This window comes from Bacillus sp. 1A (assembly GCF_052682215.1).
Genome location: NZ_JBQYLZ010000001.1, coordinates 5135348 through 5156277 on the forward strand (window position 1 = coordinate 5135348; position 20930 = coordinate 5156277).

22 protein-coding genes and 1 other annotated feature are annotated in these 20930 nt (G+C 34.2%); of the genes, 13 read left to right on the top strand and 9 right to left on the bottom strand.

Annotated elements, in window-relative coordinates:
• Nucleotides 1–18: 18 nt before the first annotated feature.
• The 3 genes from ACUN0F_RS26230 to ACUN0F_RS26240 all read left to right on the top strand — a co-directional run bounded on the left by ACUN0F_RS26230 (nucleotide 19) and on the right by ACUN0F_RS26240 (nucleotide 2276).
• Complete coding sequence (locus tag ACUN0F_RS26230; RefSeq protein WP_000806236.1) at nucleotides 19–549, top strand: tyrosine-type recombinase/integrase; 531 nt, start codon at nucleotides 19–21, stop codon at nucleotides 547–549.
• A gap of 119 nt (nucleotides 550–668) precedes the next feature.
• Complete coding sequence (locus ACUN0F_RS26235) at nucleotides 669–863, top strand: DUF3924 domain-containing protein (protein ID WP_001094854.1); 195 nt, start codon at nucleotides 669–671, stop codon at nucleotides 861–863.
• A 58-nt stretch (nucleotides 864–921) separates the two neighbouring features.
• A protein-coding gene (locus tag ACUN0F_RS26240; RefSeq protein WP_445540422.1) for an IS3 family transposase occupies nucleotides 922–2276 on the top strand; the annotation gives its coding sequence in 2 pieces (ribosomal slippage) (nucleotides 922–1375 and nucleotides 1375–2276; 1356 coding nt in all).
• Between the two features lie 334 nt (nucleotides 2277–2610).
• On the opposite strand, the gene ACUN0F_RS26245 is transcribed toward ACUN0F_RS26240, so the two are convergent.
• Nucleotides 2611–3456 carry a DUF72 domain-containing protein gene (locus tag ACUN0F_RS26245; protein ID WP_000897337.1) on the bottom strand — a complete coding sequence of 282 codons (846 nt, stop codon included), beginning with the start codon at nucleotides 3454–3456 and terminating at the stop codon, nucleotides 2611–2613.
• 160 nt (nucleotides 3457–3616) lie between these two features.
• Between ACUN0F_RS26245 and ACUN0F_RS26250 the strand changes: the two genes are divergently transcribed.
• The 3 genes from ACUN0F_RS26250 (at nucleotide 3617) to ACUN0F_RS26260 (ending at nucleotide 6785) form a co-directional block, all read left to right on the top strand.
• Entirely contained in the window at nucleotides 3617–4888 is a 1272-nt protein-coding gene (locus tag ACUN0F_RS26250) for an ATP-binding protein (protein ID WP_445540423.1), read from the top strand.
• A gap of 242 nt (nucleotides 4889–5130) precedes the next feature.
• Entirely contained in the window at nucleotides 5131–6153 is a 1023-nt protein-coding gene (locus ACUN0F_RS26255) for a Gly-Xaa-Xaa repeat protein (RefSeq protein WP_445540424.1), read from the top strand.
• Nucleotides 6154–6356: 203 nt separating this feature from the next.
• A complete protein-coding gene (locus tag ACUN0F_RS26260; protein WP_001265573.1) occupies nucleotides 6357–6785 on the top strand; it encodes a hypothetical protein in 429 nt (142 codons plus the stop codon).
• Nucleotides 6786–6911: 126 nt separating this feature from the next.
• Here the strand turns inward: ACUN0F_RS26260 and ACUN0F_RS26265 are convergent, their stop codons facing one another.
• Complete coding sequence (locus ACUN0F_RS26265) at nucleotides 6912–8954, bottom strand: transglycosylase domain-containing protein (protein ID WP_000769264.1); 2043 nt, start codon at nucleotides 8952–8954, stop codon at nucleotides 6912–6914.
• Nucleotides 8955–9266: 312 nt separating this feature from the next.
• On the opposite strand from ACUN0F_RS26265, the gene ACUN0F_RS26270 reads away from it, so the two are divergent.
• The 3 genes from ACUN0F_RS26270 to ACUN0F_RS26280 all read left to right on the top strand — a co-directional run bounded on the left by ACUN0F_RS26270 (nucleotide 9267) and on the right by ACUN0F_RS26280 (nucleotide 11815).
• A complete protein-coding gene (locus ACUN0F_RS26270) occupies nucleotides 9267–9887 on the top strand; it encodes a DUF47 domain-containing protein (RefSeq protein WP_264461876.1) in 621 nt (206 codons plus the stop codon).
• 11 nt (nucleotides 9888–9898) lie between these two features.
• The gene (locus tag ACUN0F_RS26275; protein WP_000380278.1) at nucleotides 9899–10897 is read left to right on the top strand and encodes an inorganic phosphate transporter; all 999 of its coding nucleotides are present in this window, start codon (nucleotides 9899–9901) and stop codon (nucleotides 10895–10897) included.
• Nucleotides 10898–11014: 117 nt separating this feature from the next.
• A complete protein-coding gene (locus ACUN0F_RS26280; RefSeq protein WP_000455764.1) occupies nucleotides 11015–11815 on the top strand; it encodes a sulfite exporter TauE/SafE family protein in 801 nt (266 codons plus the stop codon).
• A gap of 293 nt (nucleotides 11816–12108) precedes the next feature.
• Here ACUN0F_RS26280 and ACUN0F_RS26285 read toward each other — a convergent pair whose 3' ends face one another.
• Nucleotides 12109–12336, bottom strand: a complete 228-nt coding sequence (locus tag ACUN0F_RS26285; protein WP_000882907.1) for a hypothetical protein — start codon at nucleotides 12334–12336, stop codon at nucleotides 12109–12111.
• A 169-nt stretch (nucleotides 12337–12505) separates the two neighbouring features.
• Here ACUN0F_RS26285 and ACUN0F_RS26290 point away from each other — a divergent pair, with 169 nt between their 5' ends.
• Entirely contained in the window at nucleotides 12506–13018 is a 513-nt protein-coding gene (locus ACUN0F_RS26290) for a Crp/Fnr family transcriptional regulator (RefSeq protein ID WP_000600574.1), read from the top strand.
• 31 nt (nucleotides 13019–13049) lie between these two features.
• Here ACUN0F_RS26290 and hmpA read toward each other — a convergent pair whose 3' ends face one another.
• The 3 genes from hmpA to ACUN0F_RS26305 all read right to left on the bottom strand — a co-directional run bounded on the left by hmpA (nucleotide 13050) and on the right by ACUN0F_RS26305 (nucleotide 16148).
• The gene (gene hmpA / locus ACUN0F_RS26295; protein ID WP_445540425.1) at nucleotides 13050–14258 is read right to left on the bottom strand and encodes an NO-inducible flavohemoprotein; all 1209 of its coding nucleotides are present in this window, start codon (nucleotides 14256–14258) and stop codon (nucleotides 13050–13052) included.
• 159 nt (nucleotides 14259–14417) lie between these two features.
• Complete coding sequence (locus tag ACUN0F_RS26300) at nucleotides 14418–14936, bottom strand: hypothetical protein (protein WP_264461875.1); 519 nt, start codon at nucleotides 14934–14936, stop codon at nucleotides 14418–14420.
• A 114-nt stretch (nucleotides 14937–15050) separates the two neighbouring features.
• Nucleotides 15051–16148 (bottom strand): site-2 protease family protein, encoded by a 1098-nt coding sequence (locus ACUN0F_RS26305; RefSeq protein ID WP_046958183.1) that lies wholly within the window; start codon nucleotides 16146–16148, stop codon nucleotides 15051–15053.
• Nucleotides 16149–16304: 156 nt separating this feature from the next.
• Between ACUN0F_RS26305 and ACUN0F_RS26310 the strand changes: the two genes are divergently transcribed.
• Nucleotides 16305–16502: a hypothetical protein gene (locus ACUN0F_RS26310; protein WP_001053356.1), complete on the top strand. Its 198-nt coding sequence runs from the start codon at nucleotides 16305–16307 to the stop codon at nucleotides 16500–16502.
• 107 nt (nucleotides 16503–16609) lie between these two features.
• Here the strand turns inward: ACUN0F_RS26310 and ACUN0F_RS26315 are convergent, their stop codons facing one another.
• Nucleotides 16610–17461 carry a hypothetical protein gene (locus ACUN0F_RS26315; protein ID WP_445540426.1) on the bottom strand — a complete coding sequence of 284 codons (852 nt, stop codon included), beginning with the start codon at nucleotides 17459–17461 and terminating at the stop codon, nucleotides 16610–16612.
• A 108-nt stretch (nucleotides 17462–17569) separates the two neighbouring features.
• Between ACUN0F_RS26315 and ACUN0F_RS26320 the strand changes: the two genes are divergently transcribed.
• Nucleotides 17570–18346, top strand: a complete 777-nt coding sequence (locus ACUN0F_RS26320) for a class I SAM-dependent methyltransferase (protein ID WP_088121724.1) — start codon at nucleotides 17570–17572, stop codon at nucleotides 18344–18346.
• A 39-nt stretch (nucleotides 18347–18385) separates the two neighbouring features.
• On the opposite strand, the gene ACUN0F_RS26325 is transcribed toward ACUN0F_RS26320, so the two are convergent.
• On the bottom strand, nucleotides 18386–18595 hold the full coding sequence (locus tag ACUN0F_RS26325; RefSeq protein ID WP_000880630.1) for a hypothetical protein: 210 nt from the start codon (nucleotides 18593–18595) through the stop codon (nucleotides 18386–18388).
• A 271-nt stretch (nucleotides 18596–18866) separates the two neighbouring features.
• Nucleotides 18867–19125: a binding site (T-box leader), on the top strand.
• A 55-nt stretch (nucleotides 19126–19180) separates the two neighbouring features.
• Here ACUN0F_RS26325 and brnQ3 point away from each other — a divergent pair.
• A complete protein-coding gene (gene brnQ3 / locus ACUN0F_RS26330; protein ID WP_264461873.1) occupies nucleotides 19181–20536 on the top strand; it encodes a branched-chain amino acid transport system II carrier protein BrnQ3 in 1356 nt (451 codons plus the stop codon).
• Between the two features lie 22 nt (nucleotides 20537–20558).
• On the opposite strand, the gene ACUN0F_RS26335 is transcribed toward brnQ3, so the two are convergent.
• Nucleotides 20559–20855 (bottom strand): DUF3922 domain-containing protein, encoded by a 297-nt coding sequence (locus tag ACUN0F_RS26335; RefSeq protein WP_117584447.1) that lies wholly within the window; start codon nucleotides 20853–20855, stop codon nucleotides 20559–20561.
• Between the last annotated feature and the right edge of the window lie 75 nt (nucleotides 20856–20930).

The following is a 20930-nucleotide window of genomic DNA, read 5'->3' on the forward strand; positions in this document are numbered from 1 at the left end:
ATGAGGAGAGTGCGTGAAATGAAACAAGCAGGACAACCTATTCAAAATGAAAAACAATTAGAAACTATCAAAAATATACTTTTACAATCTTCGAAACGTGATGGCTTATTATTCGTATTAGCTGTAAATTCTGGCTTAAAAGTAAGTGAAATCTTACAATTAAAAGTTAGTGATGTAATCGATGAAAATGAAAATGTTCGCCATTCCATTTTATTTTACAATGAAAAAGTAAAGAAACATAAATGGTTTGCTGTAAATGAAGACTTGCAGCACGCGATCGAAGACTACATGAAAGAACGTAAAACTTGGAAACGTAATGAACCATTATTAAAGTCTCAAAAAGGAACGAAATCTATTACGAGACAACATGCATGGTACATTTTAAACAAAGCTGCAAAAGAAGTTGGATTAGAAGGGATTAGCTCACATACACTTCGAAAAACTTGGGGATATTGTGCATACAAATCAGGTGTTGATATCGCATTTTTACAACACTTCTTTGATCATAGTACTCCATCAAAAACTTTAAAGTATATCGGTATTGCTTAATAACTCTTATACATAAAAAAAGTTACCATTTATAAATGGTAACCTTTTTTATGTTTCACATTCTCTTTTCTTGTCTCTCCTATATTGTAGTGGTACTCTAATAGTAAGGGGGAGAAATTATGAACACATTAACAATTGAATTACCGAAAGATACGGCTGAAAAACTTGATTTATTAAAACAAGCTTATGAAAAGAAAACAGGTGCTTCCATTTCTGAAAGTACTCTTGTTCAAACACTTATCTCAAAAGAGTTTATCCAAGCGATAACTCCTTTTGATTTACAACAATTCGTCACTGGAAAAGAACAGCATTAATTGTGAACTGCACCCCAATTGTTAGACACAGTCTAACAATTGGAGGTGCAGTTTTTCTATGGCTAAATTTACAGCTGATGAAAAAATACAAATCGTTCTACGTTATTTGAACGGAAATGAAAGTTATCGAGAAATGGGTAGAGCGATCGGTATAAGTGGCACAATCATTTTGAATTGGGTAAACCAATATAAGCAAAATGGTGTGGAAGCTTTTCTAAAACGATGTACAAATTACACACAACAATTTAAACTAGACGTACTAAACTTTATGATTGGAAACGGTATGTCCTTATTTGAGACGGCAGCTATCTTTAACATTCCTGCCCCTTCAACGATTTCTGTTTGGAAAAAACAACTGGAAACACAAGGAATTGATGCCCTTCAATCTAAGAAAAAGGGGCGTTTATCCATGAAAAAAGATTCAAATAAACAATTAAAACAAGCTTTAGCTGAAGGGTCAGCCGAAGCACTTGAAGCACGTATTAAACAGCTTGAAATGGAAAATGAGTACTTAAAAAAGTTGAATGCCTTAGTTCAAAACAAGGAAAAATCACAAAACAAGATAAAGCGCAAGTAGTCTATGAATTAAGGCATAAATATTTGGTGAAGGCACTCGTGGAGCTAGCTGGTATTCCACGAAGCACGTATTATGATTTAGTAAAAAAAATGAATCGCCCAGATGTAGACGCCGATTTGAAAGCTGAGATTAAAGCGATTTATGAGGAGAATGAAGGTCGTTATGGTTACCGTCGCATTCGTGATGAATTAACGAATCGTGGTCAGAAAGTGAATCACAAGAAGGTGCAACGCATTATGAAAGAGCTTGGCTTAAAGTGCGTTGTGCGCATGAAGAAATATAAATCTTATAAGGGGAAAGTCGGTAAAATTGCACCCAATATTTTAGAGCGTAATTTTTATGCAGATGCACCGAATCAAAAATGGGTAACAGACATCACAGAGTTTAAATTGTTTGGAGAAAAACTGTATGTATCACCTGTATTAGATTTGTATAATGGTGAAATTATTACCTATACAATTAGTTCTAGACCGACGTATTCGCTTGTTTCAGAGATGTTAGAGAAAGCATTAGAACGTTTACCTGAAAACCACCAGCTATTGATGCATTCGGATCAAGGATGGCATTATCAAATGAGACAGTACGTCCGTACACTTGAATCAAGAGCTATCGTACAGAGTATGTCTCGAAAAGGAAACTGTTACGACAACGCAGTAATAGAGAATTTCTTTGGGATTATGAAGTCGGAGTTCCTCTATATAAAAGAATTTGAATGTATTGAGCATTTTAAAATAGAATTAGAAAAATATATAGATTATTATAATACGAAACGGATTAAGGCAAAATTAAAAATGAGCCCGGTACAATACCGGACTCATTTTGATCAAGCTGCCTAATGAAATAACCGTGTCTAATTTTTAGGGGTCACTTCATTGCTGTTCTTTTTTTTTGATATTTTATTAGGAGTTTACTAGCATTCTCCCCCGAAAAACTTCTTTGCTTCAGCCAAACCTTTTATCAGGAATCTTCCTACCCGTTAATGTCTCATAAAAAGTTTTTTATTTATTTTTCGGAAAACTATTGACAATGATAATGATAACCATTATCATTTATTACGAAGCCAACAATTGATGAATCAACCAAACGCTCAGTAACATTGTTACCCCTCTTTTTCATATAGAAAGGCACTGTACATTCCCCCTGTTTGTACAGTGCCTTTCTTGTTTATTATCATTCAAACAAATTTAATTGCTCAGGCTTCGGCTCACCATATGTAATGTTCATCATTTTCATAAGCTGTTTCGCATTATCCGCTGCATCTCCGCCCGAATTATTGTTAAATAGTACATATATGTCCTTTGTCTTCTTTTTTAATTGCTCTAGTCTTTCTACCCATTCTTCTAATTCTTTATTGTTGTAGCGATATAAGCAACGAACCGCTCTCCAATTTTCCCCTTTATCAAGCCACCCATGAACATTCCTACCATGAAAACGTATTAACACCATCTCTGCATTCGTTACTTCTAATACGAGCGGTACCGAACCTATCCCGGCCTGCGGCTCATCACAAATGGTATGAATCCATTTCTCATGTTCTAGAAACTGTATCGTCTTATCTTTCATTTCGGGATAAAACCATGTTTGATTTCGAAATTCTATGGCACACGGTAAACCTTCCATTTTTTCTTTCGTATATCGAAGAAAATCCACATTTTTCTTTTTACAATCAAACCATGGTGGATATTGAAATAAAATCATTTTTAATTTATCAGCTTCTATTAAAGGCAGAATAGATTGTTTGTACACATCAAACATCTCATCAAACGTAGAAAAAGGGATTTCACCTTTCATATGTCCTGTCATTCCTTGATATGCTTTTACTATAAAAGCAAAATCTTTCGGTGTTTCCATTGCCCATTTTGTATAGTTTCGTGCAGGTTGCATCGCATAAAATGAACTATCCACTTCCACTATAGGAAAATACTCACTATATGTTCGTAATTTATTTCTATTTTCATAGGGATCTATATATAAAGAATCATGATCTCCCCACCCTGTCACTCCAATGAAAAGCAAATATATCCCTCCCTTTTTAACTTCACCTTCTATTCATTCTACTCACTTCCCGAACACTTCAGCTAATCAATTTTATTAAGTAGCCCCTTCTTTAAGAGTATCCGTATAAAAATATGATATACTAGATGGAAGAATTTTTAAATTGAGGGGTTATTTATTTATGCTTCCACACGATGATATTGTATCTCATGAAAAACGAATAGAAGAATTAGAAAATAAAGTACGTTTTTATGAAGAACTTGTGAATCAATTACCACATCATTTCACATACAAAAATCCACATATTGGTTTACAAATAAAGAAAACGAGAACGACTCATTCCATTCAAAACATAAAAAAAGAGAATAAAGAGGCTGATTTTCAACTTACTTGCGATTCATTATTTTTATTTGAGCAACTTGAAACATACTTCATTCATATTTTTGATGCTTTTTCACATCATGTAACCTTTGTTGATGCTAAAGGAAATATCACTTTATGTAACCAAGCTGCAGCAGATGATTTTGGTGTAGTACGAAATGATATAATCGGAAAGCCAATTCAACAATTACTACAATTGCCAGAAGAAAAAATTAAAGCTCTTGAAACATTAAGAACGGGAACAGAAATATATAATGAAGAAGTTTTAGACAAAAACTATGGCATTTTAAATAACCGAATTATTCGTGATTATAACGGAGAGATTTTTAGAGTTATTAGTGTCTTTCATTATTTAAACACAGAACGTGATGCAGAGAAATTTTCTTTAGCAGGGCGAATTGCAGCTGGGATTGCACATGAAGTACGTAATCCTCTTACAACCGTACGAGGTTATTTACAATTTTTACAAGAAACTGTTTCTCCATCTAATAAAGAATTATTTGAAAACTTACTTATTCCTGAATTAGACCGCGCAAATAGTATTATTACAAAATTTTTAGCTATTTCAAAAACACGCGAATTTACAAGAGAACCGTTTCCTATTAATACATTTTTACGTGAGTATATTCAACAGTTACTAGCTAGTGAAGTCTTTTTACATAATATTTCAATTGATTATAATTTTTCTACCGAATTAGATGATGTATTAGTCCATATTGATCGTCATGAACTTGTACAAGTTTTTTTAAACCTATTTCAGAATGCTGTCGATGCTCAAGGTGAAAAAAAACTTTCTATCCAAATTACTAGTTATCGCCTAGATAATTTTGTTCGTATTACTTTCACTGATAATGGAATTGGTATTCCAACAGCCATTCAAGAGTATATCTTTGATCCATTCTTCTCAACAAAAGATTCGGGCACAGGACTGGGCTTGTCAGTAACGAAGAAAATTATTCAAAATCATAACGGTACATTAAAAATGACCAGTAATCAAGATGGTACAACTTTCACTATTTCAATTCCAATTTTACCTAAAACAACCCTTGAAAGATTAAATGACTACAAATGAGGTACTCCCCCACAAACTGCATGCCAATTGTTAAATACCTACAACAATTAGCATGCAGTTTTTTATGTCGAATTTTTCGTCTTTACATTATATAAACTTTCTCTTTATCTTACTTATTTTTGCTAAGAGGGCCAATTTCTTATTTTTTTAGAAATGGTAGTTTGTCCATCACGAATTTAGTATAAATTTCATTTTAATATATAGTAACGACTATTGATTCTATGAAAGAAAGGAATGAAAAGATGAACAATAAAAATAAAGGAAAAGTATTTTATGGTAATGATTGTTGCGAAGTCAGAGCTTGTAGTTATATTAACATCTCTAAGTCCGAACTTACAGAATTCGTTAGACTTCTTCAATCTCTTGGCCAAGCTATTCAAGCTGTCTTTCAAAACCCTTCTCAAAATAATATCGATAACTTGATTGCTGCCCTAAATAACCTACAAAAATTCCTCAATTGCTTAGATTTGTCTCCAGCACAAAAACAAATTGGAAATTCTATTATTGCTAATCTATTAACTATTTTAAGAACAACACCTTTCTCATGCGGAGCATTGTACGTTGAGCTACAAAGCCTGCTTAATTATTTATTGTATATCGCTAAGTTATTCAAAGTAGATTGTTGTACGATCGACAAACTAGTTAGACTTATAACAGAGATCCAAACTATTCTAGTTCAATACGGATCAGGTTGCCTTGGAGGCGGAGGAGCAACAGGCGCTACTGGCGCTCAAGGTGCTACTGGTGCTCAAGGTCCAGCTGGCGCTCAAGGTGCTACTGGTGCTCAAGGTCCAGCTGGCGCTACTGGTGCTCAAGGTCCGGCTGGTGCTACTGGTGCTACTGGCGCAACAGGTGCAGCGGGTACTCCAATTCCTGTAACTATCGCAGCTATCGGAAACTCAAATCCACAAACTATATCCCCTGGAACAAACATCCAATTCAATCAAGTTTTTGAATTAACTAATATCTCTTTCAACGATACTTCAGATACTTTAACAATTTTAGAAACAGGCGTATATGATATTAGTTTCTCAGCGTCTACAACTTTCCCAGGATCTTCACCATTCGGATTCGGTATTTCATTCAATGGCCAACCACCTAATCGTAACTTCTCAACTAACGTTATCGGTAGTGCTGTTTCTTTCTCTACAATCGTTACTTTACAAGCTGGTACAACGATTGCTGTACAGCCTACAGCAAACACTATTTCTATTCCTAACACAGGCGATACAACTGCAACACTATCCGTATTCCGAATTTACTAATTTACTAATTTTCAATCAATAAGTATATTTATAATAATATGTATCGTTTAACCGTGCATTAAATCTCTCTTTATATAGAAAGGAGCACTTATTTGGGAGGATAAGTGCTCCTTCTTTACGTTTCTTTACCTCAAATTTACTCTATCTTAATCCTCATTTTGTATGATAAATAGTGAAGTCAAAGATATGAAAGAGGGATGAAAATGAGAGTTATGTCACTAATACGCATTTGGTTTTCTCTTATGGTATGCATTATTTTATGTGTAGGATTTTTTTTAACTCTAAAATATTCCACTATATCAAAAGCAGAGAGAAAAACTGTTCCATACAAACTTTTGTATACAAAACAAAGCAACATCCCTTATTCCAATACCACAAAGAATGAAAAAAAGGTTATAAAAGGAATGCTTATTACGAAAGCTTCTAGTTCCGAAGCGTTACTTCAAATTGCTGAAACGATTAAAGATCAGTATACAAATAAAAAAATCGATGAAATCACACTTTCTATCCACAATGAAAACAATGGTAATTACGAAGAAGAATTACTTTACGAGCCTATTAGTAAAGGAAAAATAATCGTCACATACGATTCTCAATCCTTTGGCAGTACAAATGTTACACTTAACGAGTAATACTATTTATCCCAATTGATATGGGATAACAACTCGTAGAGATAGATACAGCTCCTCCCACCGATTAAAAGTTCACTTAATTTCTCATACGAAAAAGAGGCGAATTTCGTTATTCGCCTCTTTCTTTTACCAAAATGAAGGAATCCATTCTTTCACTTTATCAATCCACTCTTGTTGCTCTTCTTTTCTTTGCTGTTCCTCTTCTTTTCTTCTCTTCTCTTCTTCTTTTCTTCGTTTTTCCTCTTCTATTGTATTCAATTGTTTTTTATAATCAGCCTCAGATATGAGCGATAACTGGAATGCTTTTTGAGCTGGATTGGCATTCGCTTTTTTCATAATATCCCGGAACATTGTCGTCGTAATTTGACTCCCCCCTGGAACATAATGATCGCTATCTGTTTTATCAAACCCTACCCAAATCGCACCTACTAAATCTGGTGTGTATCCAACAAACCATGAATCCTTTGCACCGGTGCTTGGTCCATTTACAATTTGAGTAGTTCCTGTCTTACCAGCCGTATCAACATTATTAACTTTCGCCTTTTCGCCCGTTCCCTTTTCGACAACACCTTTTAATAAATATGTCATCTTTTGAGCAATTTTCTCGCTCGTCACTCGTGTCTCTTTCTTATACCACTTTCCAATTGTTTCACCTTCAGCATTTTGTATCTCTCTAATCGCATGAGCTTCCACTTGGACACCATCATTTGCAAATGTACTGTATGCTTGAGCCATTACAAATGGAGAGGTCCCAACATGCATCCCGCCTAAAGCAATTGGATACGTACGATCTTCTGGCACTAATGGAATACTAAATCGCTCTAAAGATTTCAATCCTTTATCCAATCCAATTTGTTCCAATAGCCAAACAGCCGAAACATTGTACGACTTTGCCACGGCTTCATACATTGTCACATCACCGTGAAAAGTGTGATCACTATTTTGCGGTTTATATTCTTTAATATTAAATGGTTCATCTTTTAATATATCGTATACTTCATACCCTTGCTCTAAAGCTGGTACATATACAGCTAGAGGCTTTAACGTTGAGCCAGGTTGTCTTTTTAATTGGGTTGCATGGTTAAACTGTAAAAACTGATACGGTCCTCTACCTCCAACTAAAGCTGGTACACCACCTGTTTTTGGATTCATAAGAACTACACCCGTTTGCATAAGCTGGTCTGAGCCATTATCTTTGAAATAACTCTCATTATTCACAACGTCTTCTACAGCCTGTTGTTTTTTCGGATCAAGCTCTGTGTAAATACGATAACCACCTGCTAAAATTTCATTTTGTGTTAATTCGTACTTGTCCATAGCTTCCCTAACAATATAATCTACATATTGAGAGTATTTCCCCTTGTATTTATCATCCACACCACGTTTTAACACAAGACCGCTCTCTTTTTCTTTATTATACTGTTCGTCAGAAATATATCCTTGCTCTTTCATTAAACTTAATACAACATTACGTCGTTCGATTGACTTATTAAAGTTTTTATATGGTGAATACGCAGACGGTGCTTTAATCAAGCCAGCAATCGTTGCAGCCTCTGAAACCGTTAAATCTTTTACATCTTTATCAAAATAAGATTTAGCTGCCCTTTTTATACCCCAAGCACCTTCACCAAAATAAATTTGGTTCATATACATTTCAATAATTTCATCTTTCGTATACGTACGCTCTATTTTTTTTGTTAAAAAATATTCCTTTATTTTTCGAGAGTATGTGCGGTCTTGTGTCAGAAATACATTTTTCGCAAGTTGTTGTGTAATTGTACTTCCTCCTGCTACAACTTCTCCTGCTGTAATATTTTTAAAAACTGCACTTATAATTCCACTATAGTAAATACCGTGATGGTTAAAAAACTCCTTATCTTCTACTGCAACAATTGCCTGAACCATAATGTCAGGAATATCTTTCCTTTTAACACCTTCTGTTTTAGAAGAAGCTAATTTAGTCGCAACTTCATTATTTGCATCATAAATTAAGGTCGGTTGCGGAACAGCTTGTTTTAATTCAGATATGTCTTGAATGGAAATTATTATATTTATAGCAACAAATAGAGTAGCGAGTAAACTCCCTAATACAATTAATGAATTACGAAATTTCTTCCTCTTGTTGAACCACTCCTGCATTTTTTTTAAGTGAGTGTTCTTCAATTTCATTCGTTCACTTCCTTCGTTTGTTTACACTCTTCTTTTCAAAAGGAAGAATATACCTCCTTTTAAATTTATTATAATAACGTAGTCGTTCCTATAGTGTAAAGCTTTTCTTTCACATTCATACTTTTTGCAAGAAAAGGACATTCTACAAGTAAGATATTCATTATTGATTATTAATATTATTAATACAACAATGAGAGTTATGTTAAGTTTTTGTAAACTTTTCGATAAAATGTTTTAAAAAACGACAGTTTTTTGTTAGAATTGATTAGCCAATATATTTTACATATATTACTTTTGTGGGGGTAACTAATAATGGTATTTAAATCAAAAAAAGATAAATTTTCTGAAATGTTAATGAATGTTTCAGAAAATTTAAAAGAAGGCGCGCAGTTTTTCGTGGAGTATAAAATTAAAAATGCTAGCGATTTAAAAGAGTTTTCTATGCGCATGAAAGAGTATGAGTCAAAAGGTGACTCATTTATTCACGAAATCATTATGGAGCTAAACAAAGCGTTTATTACTCCAATTGAACGTGAGGACATCCTACAACTTGCAATGAGTATGGATGATGTATTAGACGGATTAGATCATAGTGCTAGTCTATTCGAAATGTATTCTATTACAGAAGCTGATGAATACATGATTAAATTCGTTGAAGCAATTAATCAATGTGCGATTGAGATTGCAAATTCTGTTGAACTACTGTCTAAAAAGAAGTTAGTCGACATTCGTACGAACGCGATTAAGATTAAGGATTACGAATCACAATGTGATGATATTCGCCGTCATGCAATTAAGCACTTATTCTCTCGTGAGAAAGATCCGATTAAGATTATTCAATACAAAGAGATTTACGAAGAGCTTGAAGAAGTAGCGGATAGCTGCCAAAGCGTTGCAAACGTATTAGAAACAATTATTATGAAGAACGCGTAAGGAGTTTGATCATGGATACACTCTTGATACTGACCGTTTTAGTAGTCATTTGCGCTTTAGCTTTTGACTTTATCAATGGATTTCACGATACAGCAAACGCTATTGCAACGGCTGTTTCAACGAAAGCTCTAAAGCCTAGACATGCAATTATTATGGCAGCTATTATGAACTTTTTAGGTGCGATGACATTTACAGGTGTAGCAAAAACGATTACAAAAGATATCGTTGATCCATTTGCCTTGCAAAATGGTTCTCTTGTAATTTTAGCTGCTTTGCTTGCGGCAATAGCTTGGAATTTAATTACTTGGTACTACGGTATTCCAAGTAGTTCTTCGCATGCAATTATCGGCTCTATCGCAGGTGCAGCTATCGCTGCTGCCGGTATTAGCTCGTTAAATCTTAAAGGGTTCATAAAAATTCTTGAAGCTTTAATCATTTCACCGATTATCGCTTTTGTTATTGGTTATATCGTATACAGTATTTTTAAAGTGGTTTTTAAAAACTTTAATTTAACGAAAACAAACAAAAACTTCCGTTTATTCCAAATTTTCACTGCAGCATTACAAGCTTATACACATGGTACGAATGATGCACAAAAAGCAATGGGAATCATTACGATGGCTCTTATGGCCAATAACTATCATACTTCTGACGACATCCCGTTCTGGGTACAATTATGTTGTGCAATCGCAATGGGTCTTGGTACTTCTGTTGGCGGATGGAAAATTATTAAAACTGTCGGTGGACAAATTATGAAAATTCGTCCTGTAAATGGTGTAGCTGCTGATTTATCATCATCACTTGTTATTTTCGGCGCAACATTCATTCACTTACCGGTTAGTACAACGCACGTTATCTCTTCTTCTATTTTAGGGGTTGGTGCTTCACATCGTGTGAAAGGTGTAAAATGGGGAACTGCAAAACGCATGTTAATTACATGGGTTATTACACTTCCTATTTCAGCTTCGTTAGCTGCATTATTTTTCGCTTTATTACACTTAATCTTTTAATTAAAAGTCGTCTTCCTTATTTTTCTAGGAAGACGACTTTTTTGTGAACAAACCTTTTTCTTATTAAAAAGCGTGTATAATAATTGGTGGATAAGTTATATAGAGGAGTTGGCAATTTTGGAATACATCATGTTACTTTTCATCGGGTTAATCGCCGGGACAGTCGGGAGTCTAGTCGGGCTTGGTGGCGGAATTATTATTGTTCCGTTATTAATCGGATTACACAGTCTATCACCACAACTTGCAGTAGGAACTTCAATGGTAACAGTCGTTTTTACAGGACTATCTTCCACCCTTACTTATATGAAGCATAAACGAGTAGATTACAAAAGTGGACTTATTTTATTTATCGGGAGTGGCCCTGGTGGTATCATCGGCTCGTGGGCAAACAAATTTTTAAACCAAGATACATTTTCTTTATATTTTGGGATTTTCCTTATTTTTGTCTCCATTCTTCTTATGTTACGAGACAAATTAAACCCCCTTTCTTTATCAAATATGACGGTAATTAAGCGTTCTTTTACAGATAACGAAGGAAACACTGTACACTATCAATTTCCACCGCTTCTCGCAATCTTTATCGCCTTTATAGTTGGTTTTATATCTGGATTATTTGGAATTGGCGGCGGTGCCTTACTTGTTCCAGCAATGATGCTACTTTTTGCATTCCCAGCACATATTGCTGTAGCAACTTCGATGTTTATCGTATTTTTATCAGCAATTGTAAGTTCTGCAACTCACATCTCCCTTGGAAATGTCAGCTGGGTTTACGCATTAATTCTTATTCCTGGTGCATGGATTGGCGGGAAAATCGGGGCTTATATTAATACAAAATTAAGTGGTAATGCCGTAATTAATTTATTACGTATCACATTAATTATTCTCGGAACTAGATTAATCATTACTTCTTTTTTATAACGCGTTCTTTTTAGAATGCGTTTTTCTTATACACATGAATATAAAAATCCTCCTAAGAGAACAAATAAAATTAAACAAACACATAATAACATATAATTGGAAATATGTACTTTCTTCAAGTTGACCACTCCTATAACTGCGACTGTTATCTTTATGATAGCGAAAAAATAATTCACTTGCAGTTACAAAGTGCTAACAATGCAAAATCATTTATTACAAATTTTATCCTTATATTTCATTTCTTTGTATATTCTATCGTTTTAATAAAAAAAGATGTCATATTGACATCTTTTTTAGTGAAGAAGTGACCATCCCATAAAATCCTCATGTACTTGGCACGCCCTCTTATCGTTTCGATCATATAATTCAGCATAACTATCTGTTTCTTCATCATAAGCCATCGTATAAATAATTTGGCCGTCTACTTCAACGGATAACACGACTCCACCTTTCATCTCTTCTACATGAATGATAGCATTCGCCGGAATTCTCATATCCGTCATTTTTATCGCATCTAACAATATACTAAACCCCCTACAGCGTATTCATTGCTAGTACTATTACACACTAAATAGTATACTACTGTAATAGCATATATTTCGTCAATGAAATTGCTATTTAAAAGCATATTGTCTTTATACATATACGCTAAAATAGAAGAAATAGAAATGTTTAAATGGGGGGCTAACATTGATTCTACACAAAGGAGATGTACTATTCCGTCAAGGCGAGGACGGTCCTTTATATTTTATAAAAACAGGTTTATTAAAAGTAGTACGGATAGAAGAAGATGGAACACCATTTCTATTCAACATTATCGTTCCAGGTGAAACGATACCTCACCATTCTTTAATTTCACCGAAGGAATATCACGGTACAGCAATCGCTTTAATGAAAACAGAAGTTGAACCTATCATTAGTAATGAATGGTACGATCAACTTCAGGCAAATCCTGCATCATATGCAAATATTGCTATGCAACTACAATCAAAATTAAGAATGATGCAACAGCGTATCGATCAATTGACAACCGTCTCTCCGAAAGAACGTCTACATCGTTTACAAGAATGGTTCACACTATATTTAGGTGACATTCCTATATATGAAATATTAACACAAACTGAAATCGGTCAACTCATAGGTATACGCCGTGAAACGGTAAATCGGCTGTTACGAGAACAAATAAAAAACGAGGTAAAATAATACCTCGTTTTTTACTTACTTCAAACTTCATCTATTGTAAGCTTGCTGCTGGACCGAAAAATTCATAATGAATATGCTCTTGTTCCACACCTAAATTAGTTAGTGCAGCATTTATATGCTTCATAAATGGTACAGGACCACAGAAATAAAATTCTGCTTCAGTTGTCGGAATAATAGTTTGTAACCATTCAGCTTCAATGAAACCTTCTTTATCAAAGTTCTTCATTTCCAAATCTTTTTCAGTTGGTCCAGAATAGCAAGTGTATGCTTTAACTTGTTCGTATTCATTATCTACTGCCTCAACGTGTTCTTTCATTGCATGTGTATTACTATTTATCGCTGCATGAACAAAACATACATTACGTTTTGAGTTTTGTTCAATTAACGTATTTAGCATACTCATCATTGGTGTAATACCTACTCCACCACTAATTAGCACAACTGGTAATGTTGAATCCATATTTAATACGAAATCTCCTGCTGGTGCACTTACTGGTAACATATCCCCTTCTTCTACATGATCGTGTAAGTAGTTAGATACTTTACCGTCCGGTGTATCTACACCTTTTTCTTTCTTTACACTAATACGATAATATTCTTTTCCAGGAGCATCTGATAAACTATATTGACGATTATGTGTATACGTTTCACCTTCTATATTTATTTGAATCGTTACATATTGTCCTGGGATGAATGAAGAAACTTGCCCTCCATCTTCAGGTTTTAAATAAAATGATGTAATAACGTCGCTTTCCTTCACTTTTTTAACAACCACAAAGTTACGGAAATCTTTCCATCCACCTTCTTTATGTGCCGCTTCTTCATACATCTCTGCTTCAATGCTAATGAATGCATCAGCAATGACACCATAAGCTTCTCCCCATGCATTTAAAACTTCATCAGGTGCTCCTGCAACCTCTTTAATTGCACGTAGTAAACATGTACCTACAATCGGGTAATGCTCTGCTTTAATACCTAAACTTCTATGCTTATGACCAATTTGTTTTACAACCGGAATAATAGCTTCTAAATTATCAATATACGTTGCAGCTGCATAAACAGCATTCGCTAGCGCTTGTTGTTGTCTTCCCTTTTTCTGATTTGTATGGTTGAAAATATTTAATAACTCCGGATGTTCCGAAAATAAAATTTGATAAAATCTCGTTGTAATTTCAACGCCTTTTTCTTGTAATAATGGTACTGTTGACTTTACGATTTCAATTGTTTTTGCACTTAACATTGTATCCCACTCCTCTATTTCCTTAACTGTTTTTAGTTTAACTGAATTGTATAGTACATATTGTGATTTTAATCACTATTAACACGGTGTTTTTGTGAATAATATATGAACATTGCACTTACAAAAGAAAATAAGCCAACTAGAATTCTAGCTAGCTTATTATTTGGACTGTATAGCTTGTTCAATTACCCTTATATCTTTTCCATCTCCAAACTCTGTATACCCCCAGATGTTCGTTTCACCTCTATATTTATTTACTATAATATCTAAGTCATGGTATACACGATGTGCATAAACTACATACTCAATATTTTGAAGTTCCACACCTTTTTTTACAATTTCATAGCTTCTATTTACATCACGTTTTATTTTTTCATTCTTTATTTCTGTATGTATATTGTTTAAAGATGATTCTTGTTGTTGAAACCATTGTTTAAATTGGTTCCAGTCCCCTTCTGTATAATCCTCTGCTTTACCGTAATTTAAGAAATTATTATAACTTTCATGCGTCATACGAATAAAATCTAGCACTTTTGTCTCTTCTTGCACATCTTCTATTTGAGCTATTGTACTTACCTCAGCAGGCTTATTCGCATAATGTAATAGCAATTTCATAAGACTATAGCTCGCAATGATCATTACGATAATAATCCCGAATACAATTAACAATTTCTTCATATACAGAACTCCTTCTCTACTAAAGATATTACAATGTATGACTATACTTGTAACATTCTCTCGTCGAAATATAATTCCTGTATAAATTCTTCCTATCATTTCGACAATATTTTTCTATACATTTCTCGTTGGTAAATGTTCTTGTAAAACAATGTACCCTTCATAAGCTGTGTAACCGAGTATAGCCATTAATCCGATATAACAAGCAAAGACTGTCCATTTTGTTTTCATATCAACTTTATAATAGTTTTCCTGTTGTCTCTTTTCTGTCTCCCATTCCTGTAATTTTCTTTCTGACATTTCAAATGCTTCTCTTATATGAATTGTATGCGTTTCTTTTTCATCTTCATATGGAACGTAATCAAGCGGCTCAAACTTTGGTAAAAGATGCTCTAACACTTCAATCTTTTGAAGTTCTCCTACTTTTAATTCTTTCTCTCTTTCTTTTTGCCTTAATATATTTATTTCATGTTGCATCATATATATATTTCGATGCACCGCACCTGTTTCTTTTAACTCCTCTTCAAGTCTTGCAACATATTCTTTCATTCCATCAATTCTATATCCTAATTCCTTAATTGGCTCATCTCTCTTTATTACTCTATATAATTCCATACAGCCGATAATAAAAATAAATCCTCCCAAAATACTTTTAAAGTAAATGGCATAACCGAGCAATACAATAAGACCCGCTCCCCAAATCTTTGTACTTACAACTGAGATAATTCGTCCACCATCTAATGGAGAAACCGGAATCAAGTTAAAGAAGTTAATCATACTTCCAAGTAAAATAATTAATGCCCAAAATGGCTCTTTCGTTATTATATAAAGTGGAATCGCAGGTAAAAATGACAACAATCCGAAAAGAGGTCCCATGAAGGCGATGTAAGCTTCATCTTTTGCATTTTTCGGCATCTCTTTCATCCCAATAAGAGCGCCCATAAATGGAATAAATATTGCTGGCGATGTTGGTATACCTTTTTTTTTCGCAGCCCATAAATGGCCCATTTCATGAATAAACAACAAATAAATGAGCGCTACCCCAAATTTCCAACCATATATAACCGCGTATGCACCAAGTGATAGAAACATACTAAATACCGTTGAAAACTTTGCTAGTTTAAAAATTGCAAATACCCACTTTAACTTAGAAAGTAAAAATAGCCCTATTGCAACAATAATTCCCCATAATCCTTTTTTATTATTTTTCATATTCCTCTCCTTTATCTCTCATTAATGAATCATATTTATTCATCAAAACTATTCTTTTCTCTATTATGACATATTTTTTTCTATCGTTAGAAATAATGTTTATTTAATCCATTTTTAGCCAAAAATATAAATATAAATATAAGGAGGTGTTTGCAAATGAATTTACAATCTCTCATAATAGGCGCTCTATCGTTTTTAGCTTCAACTCTTATTTTTTATACCGTTAGTTACGTATTATTATTAGATTTGTTGCCCAATCACGTATTTATTGCCCTTGTCATCCTTTCCGCTCTTATGATTTCTTTTCTTATTACACGAAAATCAATGAATGAGCCATCTGCAAAAGCAAAGTAATAGAGAGGGGGTTTTTCCCCCTCTCTATTATCATTTCCTAGGAAAGGCCATATAAACTTTACTAATTACCTTCATCCCGATCCGTAAGGGCTAATTAAAGTTTCATTTTATCTTTGTAAATCCATTTTTTCACCATACTCTTTAACAATTTGAATGATATTTTGAAAAACACCTATTTTTTCTTTTTTGCTATTTAATATTTTCAAATCATAATTTTCATAATATGTTTCTAATGACTTTAATTGTGATTCTGAAGCATCTTTTACCGGAACAGTAGCATGCAATTCATATTGTTTATACCCTTCCTTTACCTTTTTACCTGAAATTTTTTCACTCTCTTTTGCTCCAATTAATTTTTGAACTTTTTCTGGGAAAACGACTTGTAAATAATACTCTTGTTCCTTCTCTAACTTGTTGTATAGTGATTGTGAAATCGTATACCGCACCGTATAATTCACTTTTTGATCGCCTGCTTTAATATGAAACGCAGTAATCTGCAAATCTTTTTTTGTTACTTCCGTTAAAGGACCTACCTGCATCTCATCTTCTTTTTGTTCTAAAACATTTGGAAATATAGCCAAAAGCTTTTCTGTATCTTTTTTATTCAGCATATACATAGCTTTTTTATATTGTATCCATCCTCTTCTGTCTTCTCCTCTTAGCCATGCATAATATGTTTCTTTTTTTCCACCCCTATTAATTTGTATTTCATATTCCGGTTCACCAAAACTACCTGTTACTTCTTGTTTTTCCGTTTTATCTATAATGTCTATTACTAACTTAGCTTCTGATTCCTGTAACTTTTTCTCTTTATGTTTTTTTTGTATAACGGTTACCCCTATCGTTTCTTTCACTTCATTCACCGTCTCTTCCACTTTTTTTGTTTCTTTTTTTTGCTCTACTTGACCACAAGACGCTAGTAACATAGCAAATAACAATAATACATATTTCCTTTTCAACTTAATCCTCCTTTTACAATAAGAAATTCTTATACTCTTCATATAAAAAACAAAAACGTGACACACTATAAAATACGCTATACTAAGTATTGAAAGGAGGTCTTTTTCATGTCCATTAATTTTCACGATGCAAATAATAAATACACATACGCACAGCGAAACGCCCATATTTCTTGGGGAGAAATGATAAAAAGTATTACAAATGTACAAAACAAGCAAATAATTGATATCGGCTGTGGTGGCGGGATTTATACGAAAGAACTTGCTCTTATGGGGGCCAAAAATGTCATTGGACTTGATTTTTCAAAAGAAATATTACAAGCTGCAAAAGAAAATTGTAGCGGCTTTCCAAATATTTCATTCATTCACGGTGATGCACATAGCGTCCCATATCCTAATGATACATTCGACATTGTTATTTCGCGCGCATTGATTCATCATTTACAAGACATTCCTACATTTCTACGTGAAGCTTCTCGTATATTAAAGAAAAACGGTGTACTTATTGTACAAGACCGAACCATTGAAGATTGTACAATTCCTGGAAGCCCCGAACACATTCGTGGATATTTTTTCTCTACCTTTCCAAAACTCATTGAAATAGAATCAAAAAGGCGGCCAAAAACCACCACGATACAGCAAGAATTACAAAAACATTTTCTTCACGTGTTCCCCTCTCAAACACAATGGGAAGTACGAAAAATACATGATTCTGTAGAAGCATTGCTACAAGATTTATCACCTCGAACAGGTCGATCCATTCTATATGAATTAACAGATCATGAACTTTCTCAACTTCTACAACAGGTCCAGACCGCATTACAAAGCATCTCTCCTATTATCGAAAGAGATCGGTGGACAATTTGGAGCGCCATGAAATTGTAAGGAAGGAAGCCTCACAACATAATGTGAGGCTTCCTTCTTTCATAATCTAATTTTGCAACACTCTTGATATCCTCCACTTCTGGCCTGTGCACTTCCACACTTCGGACATACTAAATATCTAGACTGATTTGTCAACAAACTACCTTTTTGAAAGAGTAAAACTTCTGCTTGTTTAAACGAACGCGAATAATATAACCACATAAAACCAATTATAGCAATAATGCCAAATAATACTCCCATCGCAAGCATTCCAGTCACCTCTTTTGGTTTGTTCTTTCCAGCAAGTGGATTGTTTTATTATTCTCTGTAAATTCAAACAATACCTTCTTTACTCCTATAAATATCAACTTTCTCTATAAGTTTTACAATTCTCTACAAATTTTTACTCCCGTTTTACAATTCACCATTCCCTTTACAATAACGAATATCACATTCGATATTTCCATATATAAATATATCTTTCAAAAAAATGTTGACTTTCAAAAAAAAACATGTGACAATACTGTCAGAATACTTGAATAAAAATTCATTGACGAGAACGAGTACGTTATAGGACTGTCCCCCAGAGAGTTGGCGATTTGCTGAAAGCCAACGTTCAGTGCGTAACCGAAAATCATCTCTGAGAAGTAGAACCGAATGTTACAGTAAGTTCTTACCGGCTGTCCCCCGTTACAAGGAACACGTATCATGTTGTACGTTGTAAAGCCGTATACATATAGACTCATTTCTACATGTATAAATTAGGGTGGTATCGCGGGTAAATATAACTCGTCCCTTTCTTTAGGGACGAGTTTTTTGTGTTCTTACAAATGAATTTAAAAAAGGAGGAAAACAATGAACACTGTATCAAAAAAACATATTTTTTTCACGGGTCTTATGCTATTTTCTTTATTTTTTGGGGCAGGTAATTTAATTTTCCCTCCCATGCTTGGACAAAATGCAGGTGAAAACTTTTGGCCGGCAATGATTGGATTTTTACTAACAGGAGTCGGTTTACCATTATTAACTGTTATTGCAATTTCTTTATCAGGAAACGGCATGCAACAACTCGCAAGTCATGTTCACCCATTATTCGGAATTTTCTTTACTGTAGTTGTATACATCGCAATCGGTCCTTCTATGGGAATTCCACGCGTTGCAAATGTCGCTTATGAAATGGGTGTTAGTTCTTTCTTACCAGAAACAATTCGTTCTAGTAACCTAGCACTATTTTTATACACAGTCGTCTTCTTCGCTATCGTATTTTGGCTTAGTTTAAATCCATCTAAACTTGTCGATCGCATCGGAAATATTTTAACACCTATTTTATTACTCTCTATTCTCTTACTATTTGTTAAAAGTGTATTTACACCACTCGGGCAATCAGGACCAGCAATGCAAGAGTATCAAACTTCTCCAATCTTCAAAGGCTTTATGGAAGGATACTTAACGATGGATACCATTTCTGCGCTTGCATTTGGAATTATCGTTGTAAATGCCATTCGCTCTAAAGGTGTGAAAGATCGTAAATCCATTGCCATCGCAACAGCGAAAGCAGGACTTATTGCCGCTACTGGTCTCGTACTTGTATATGGTGCACTTGGCTGGCTCGGTGCAACTAGCGTCTCGCTCGGATACGCACAAAATGGCGGACAATTACTTACTGTTATCGTACAGCAATTATTCGGTCCATACGGTTTACTTCTATTATCTCTAATCGTTACACTCGCTTGTCTAACAACTTGTGTTGGACTTGTATCTGCGTGTAGTCAATATTTCTCAACATTATTGACTACATTTTCATACAAAATGTTCGCGAGTATCATTTGTGCATTAGGATTATTAGTTGCCAACTTAGGTTTAACGAAAATTATTGCCATCTCTGTTCCAATTCTACTTGTTGTATATCCAGTTGCAATTGTGCTCGTTCTACTATCGTTACTTCATAAATATTTCGGTGGATATCGCTCTGTTTATGTAGGTGCTTTAATTGGAGCAGCAATCGTAAGCGTATTTGACGGATTAAAACAAGGTGGCATTTCAGTTTCATTTATCACACCATATTTTGAATTTATCCCTTTATATAAGGAAGGAATTGGTTGGCTAATACCAGCATTAGCCGGGGCTATTATCGGCCTTACAATCGCTAAGTTAAGCGGTGCGAAAAAAGTTCCCTTAATAACCGATTCCCGCGAAGTAAAAGCATCCTAAAAAACTCCCGAAAGGGAGTTTTTTACTTTTGATAAGCAGTATGATTAAAACTGCTTATTTTATATGCTTTCGTATAATATTCGATATTTGTATCCACTGTTTCTACTTTGACAACATCGTAGCAATCTTCTTGCTTTACTAAAAATAAATAGTACTCTTCTGTCGCCTCAACAATTGCAATTTTATCTGTTTCAACATTATATTGTTCACAAAGCGCTTGTAATGCGTTCACATAATCCCCTAATTTTTTAGACTTATCCATGCCAAATATCGTTTGAACTAACATACACTCTCTCCCCTTTGTATGTATTGTTAACAACTCAATGATAACGCTTACATTTATTAACGTCAATAAAAAGATTTGGCGTAAACTAATAATCAGTGGAATAGCCCC

Coding starts and splice junctions, on each gene's coding strand:
- ACUN0F_RS26235 (WP_001094854.1), top strand. CDS start 669: ATGAACACATTAACAATTGAATTACCGAAAGATACGGCTGAAAAACTT.
- ACUN0F_RS26230 (WP_000806236.1), top strand. CDS start 19: ATGAAACAAGCAGGACAACCTATTCAAAATGAAAAACAATTAGAAACT.
- hmpA (WP_445540425.1), bottom strand. CDS start 14,258: ATGTTAAGTGCAAAAACAATTGAAATCGTAAAGTCAACAGTACCATTA.
- ACUN0F_RS26310 (WP_001053356.1), top strand. CDS start 16,305: ATGAATTTACAATCTCTCATAATAGGCGCTCTATCGTTTTTAGCTTCA.
- ACUN0F_RS26320 (WP_088121724.1), top strand. CDS start 17,570: ATGTCCATTAATTTTCACGATGCAAATAATAAATACACATACGCACAG.
- ACUN0F_RS26265 (WP_000769264.1), bottom strand. CDS start 8,954: ATGAAATTGAAGAACACTCACTTAAAAAAAATGCAGGAGTGGTTCAAC.
- ACUN0F_RS26255 (WP_445540424.1), top strand. CDS start 5,131: ATGAACAATAAAAATAAAGGAAAAGTATTTTATGGTAATGATTGTTGC.
- ACUN0F_RS26250 (WP_445540423.1), top strand. CDS start 3,617: ATGCTTCCACACGATGATATTGTATCTCATGAAAAACGAATAGAAGAA.
- ACUN0F_RS26270 (WP_264461876.1), top strand. CDS start 9,267: ATGGTATTTAAATCAAAAAAAGATAAATTTTCTGAAATGTTAATGAAT.
- ACUN0F_RS26325 (WP_000880630.1), bottom strand. CDS start 18,595: ATGCTTGCGATGGGAGTATTATTTGGCATTATTGCTATAATTGGTTTT.
- ACUN0F_RS26260 (WP_001265573.1), top strand. CDS start 6,357: ATGAGAGTTATGTCACTAATACGCATTTGGTTTTCTCTTATGGTATGC.
- ACUN0F_RS26275 (WP_000380278.1), top strand. CDS start 9,899: ATGGATACACTCTTGATACTGACCGTTTTAGTAGTCATTTGCGCTTTA.
- ACUN0F_RS26305 (WP_046958183.1), bottom strand. CDS start 16,148: ATGAAAAATAATAAAAAAGGATTATGGGGAATTATTGTTGCAATAGGG.
- ACUN0F_RS26300 (WP_264461875.1), bottom strand. CDS start 14,936: ATGAAGAAATTGTTAATTGTATTCGGGATTATTATCGTAATGATCATT.
- brnQ3 (WP_264461873.1), top strand. CDS start 19,181: ATGAACACTGTATCAAAAAAACATATTTTTTTCACGGGTCTTATGCTA.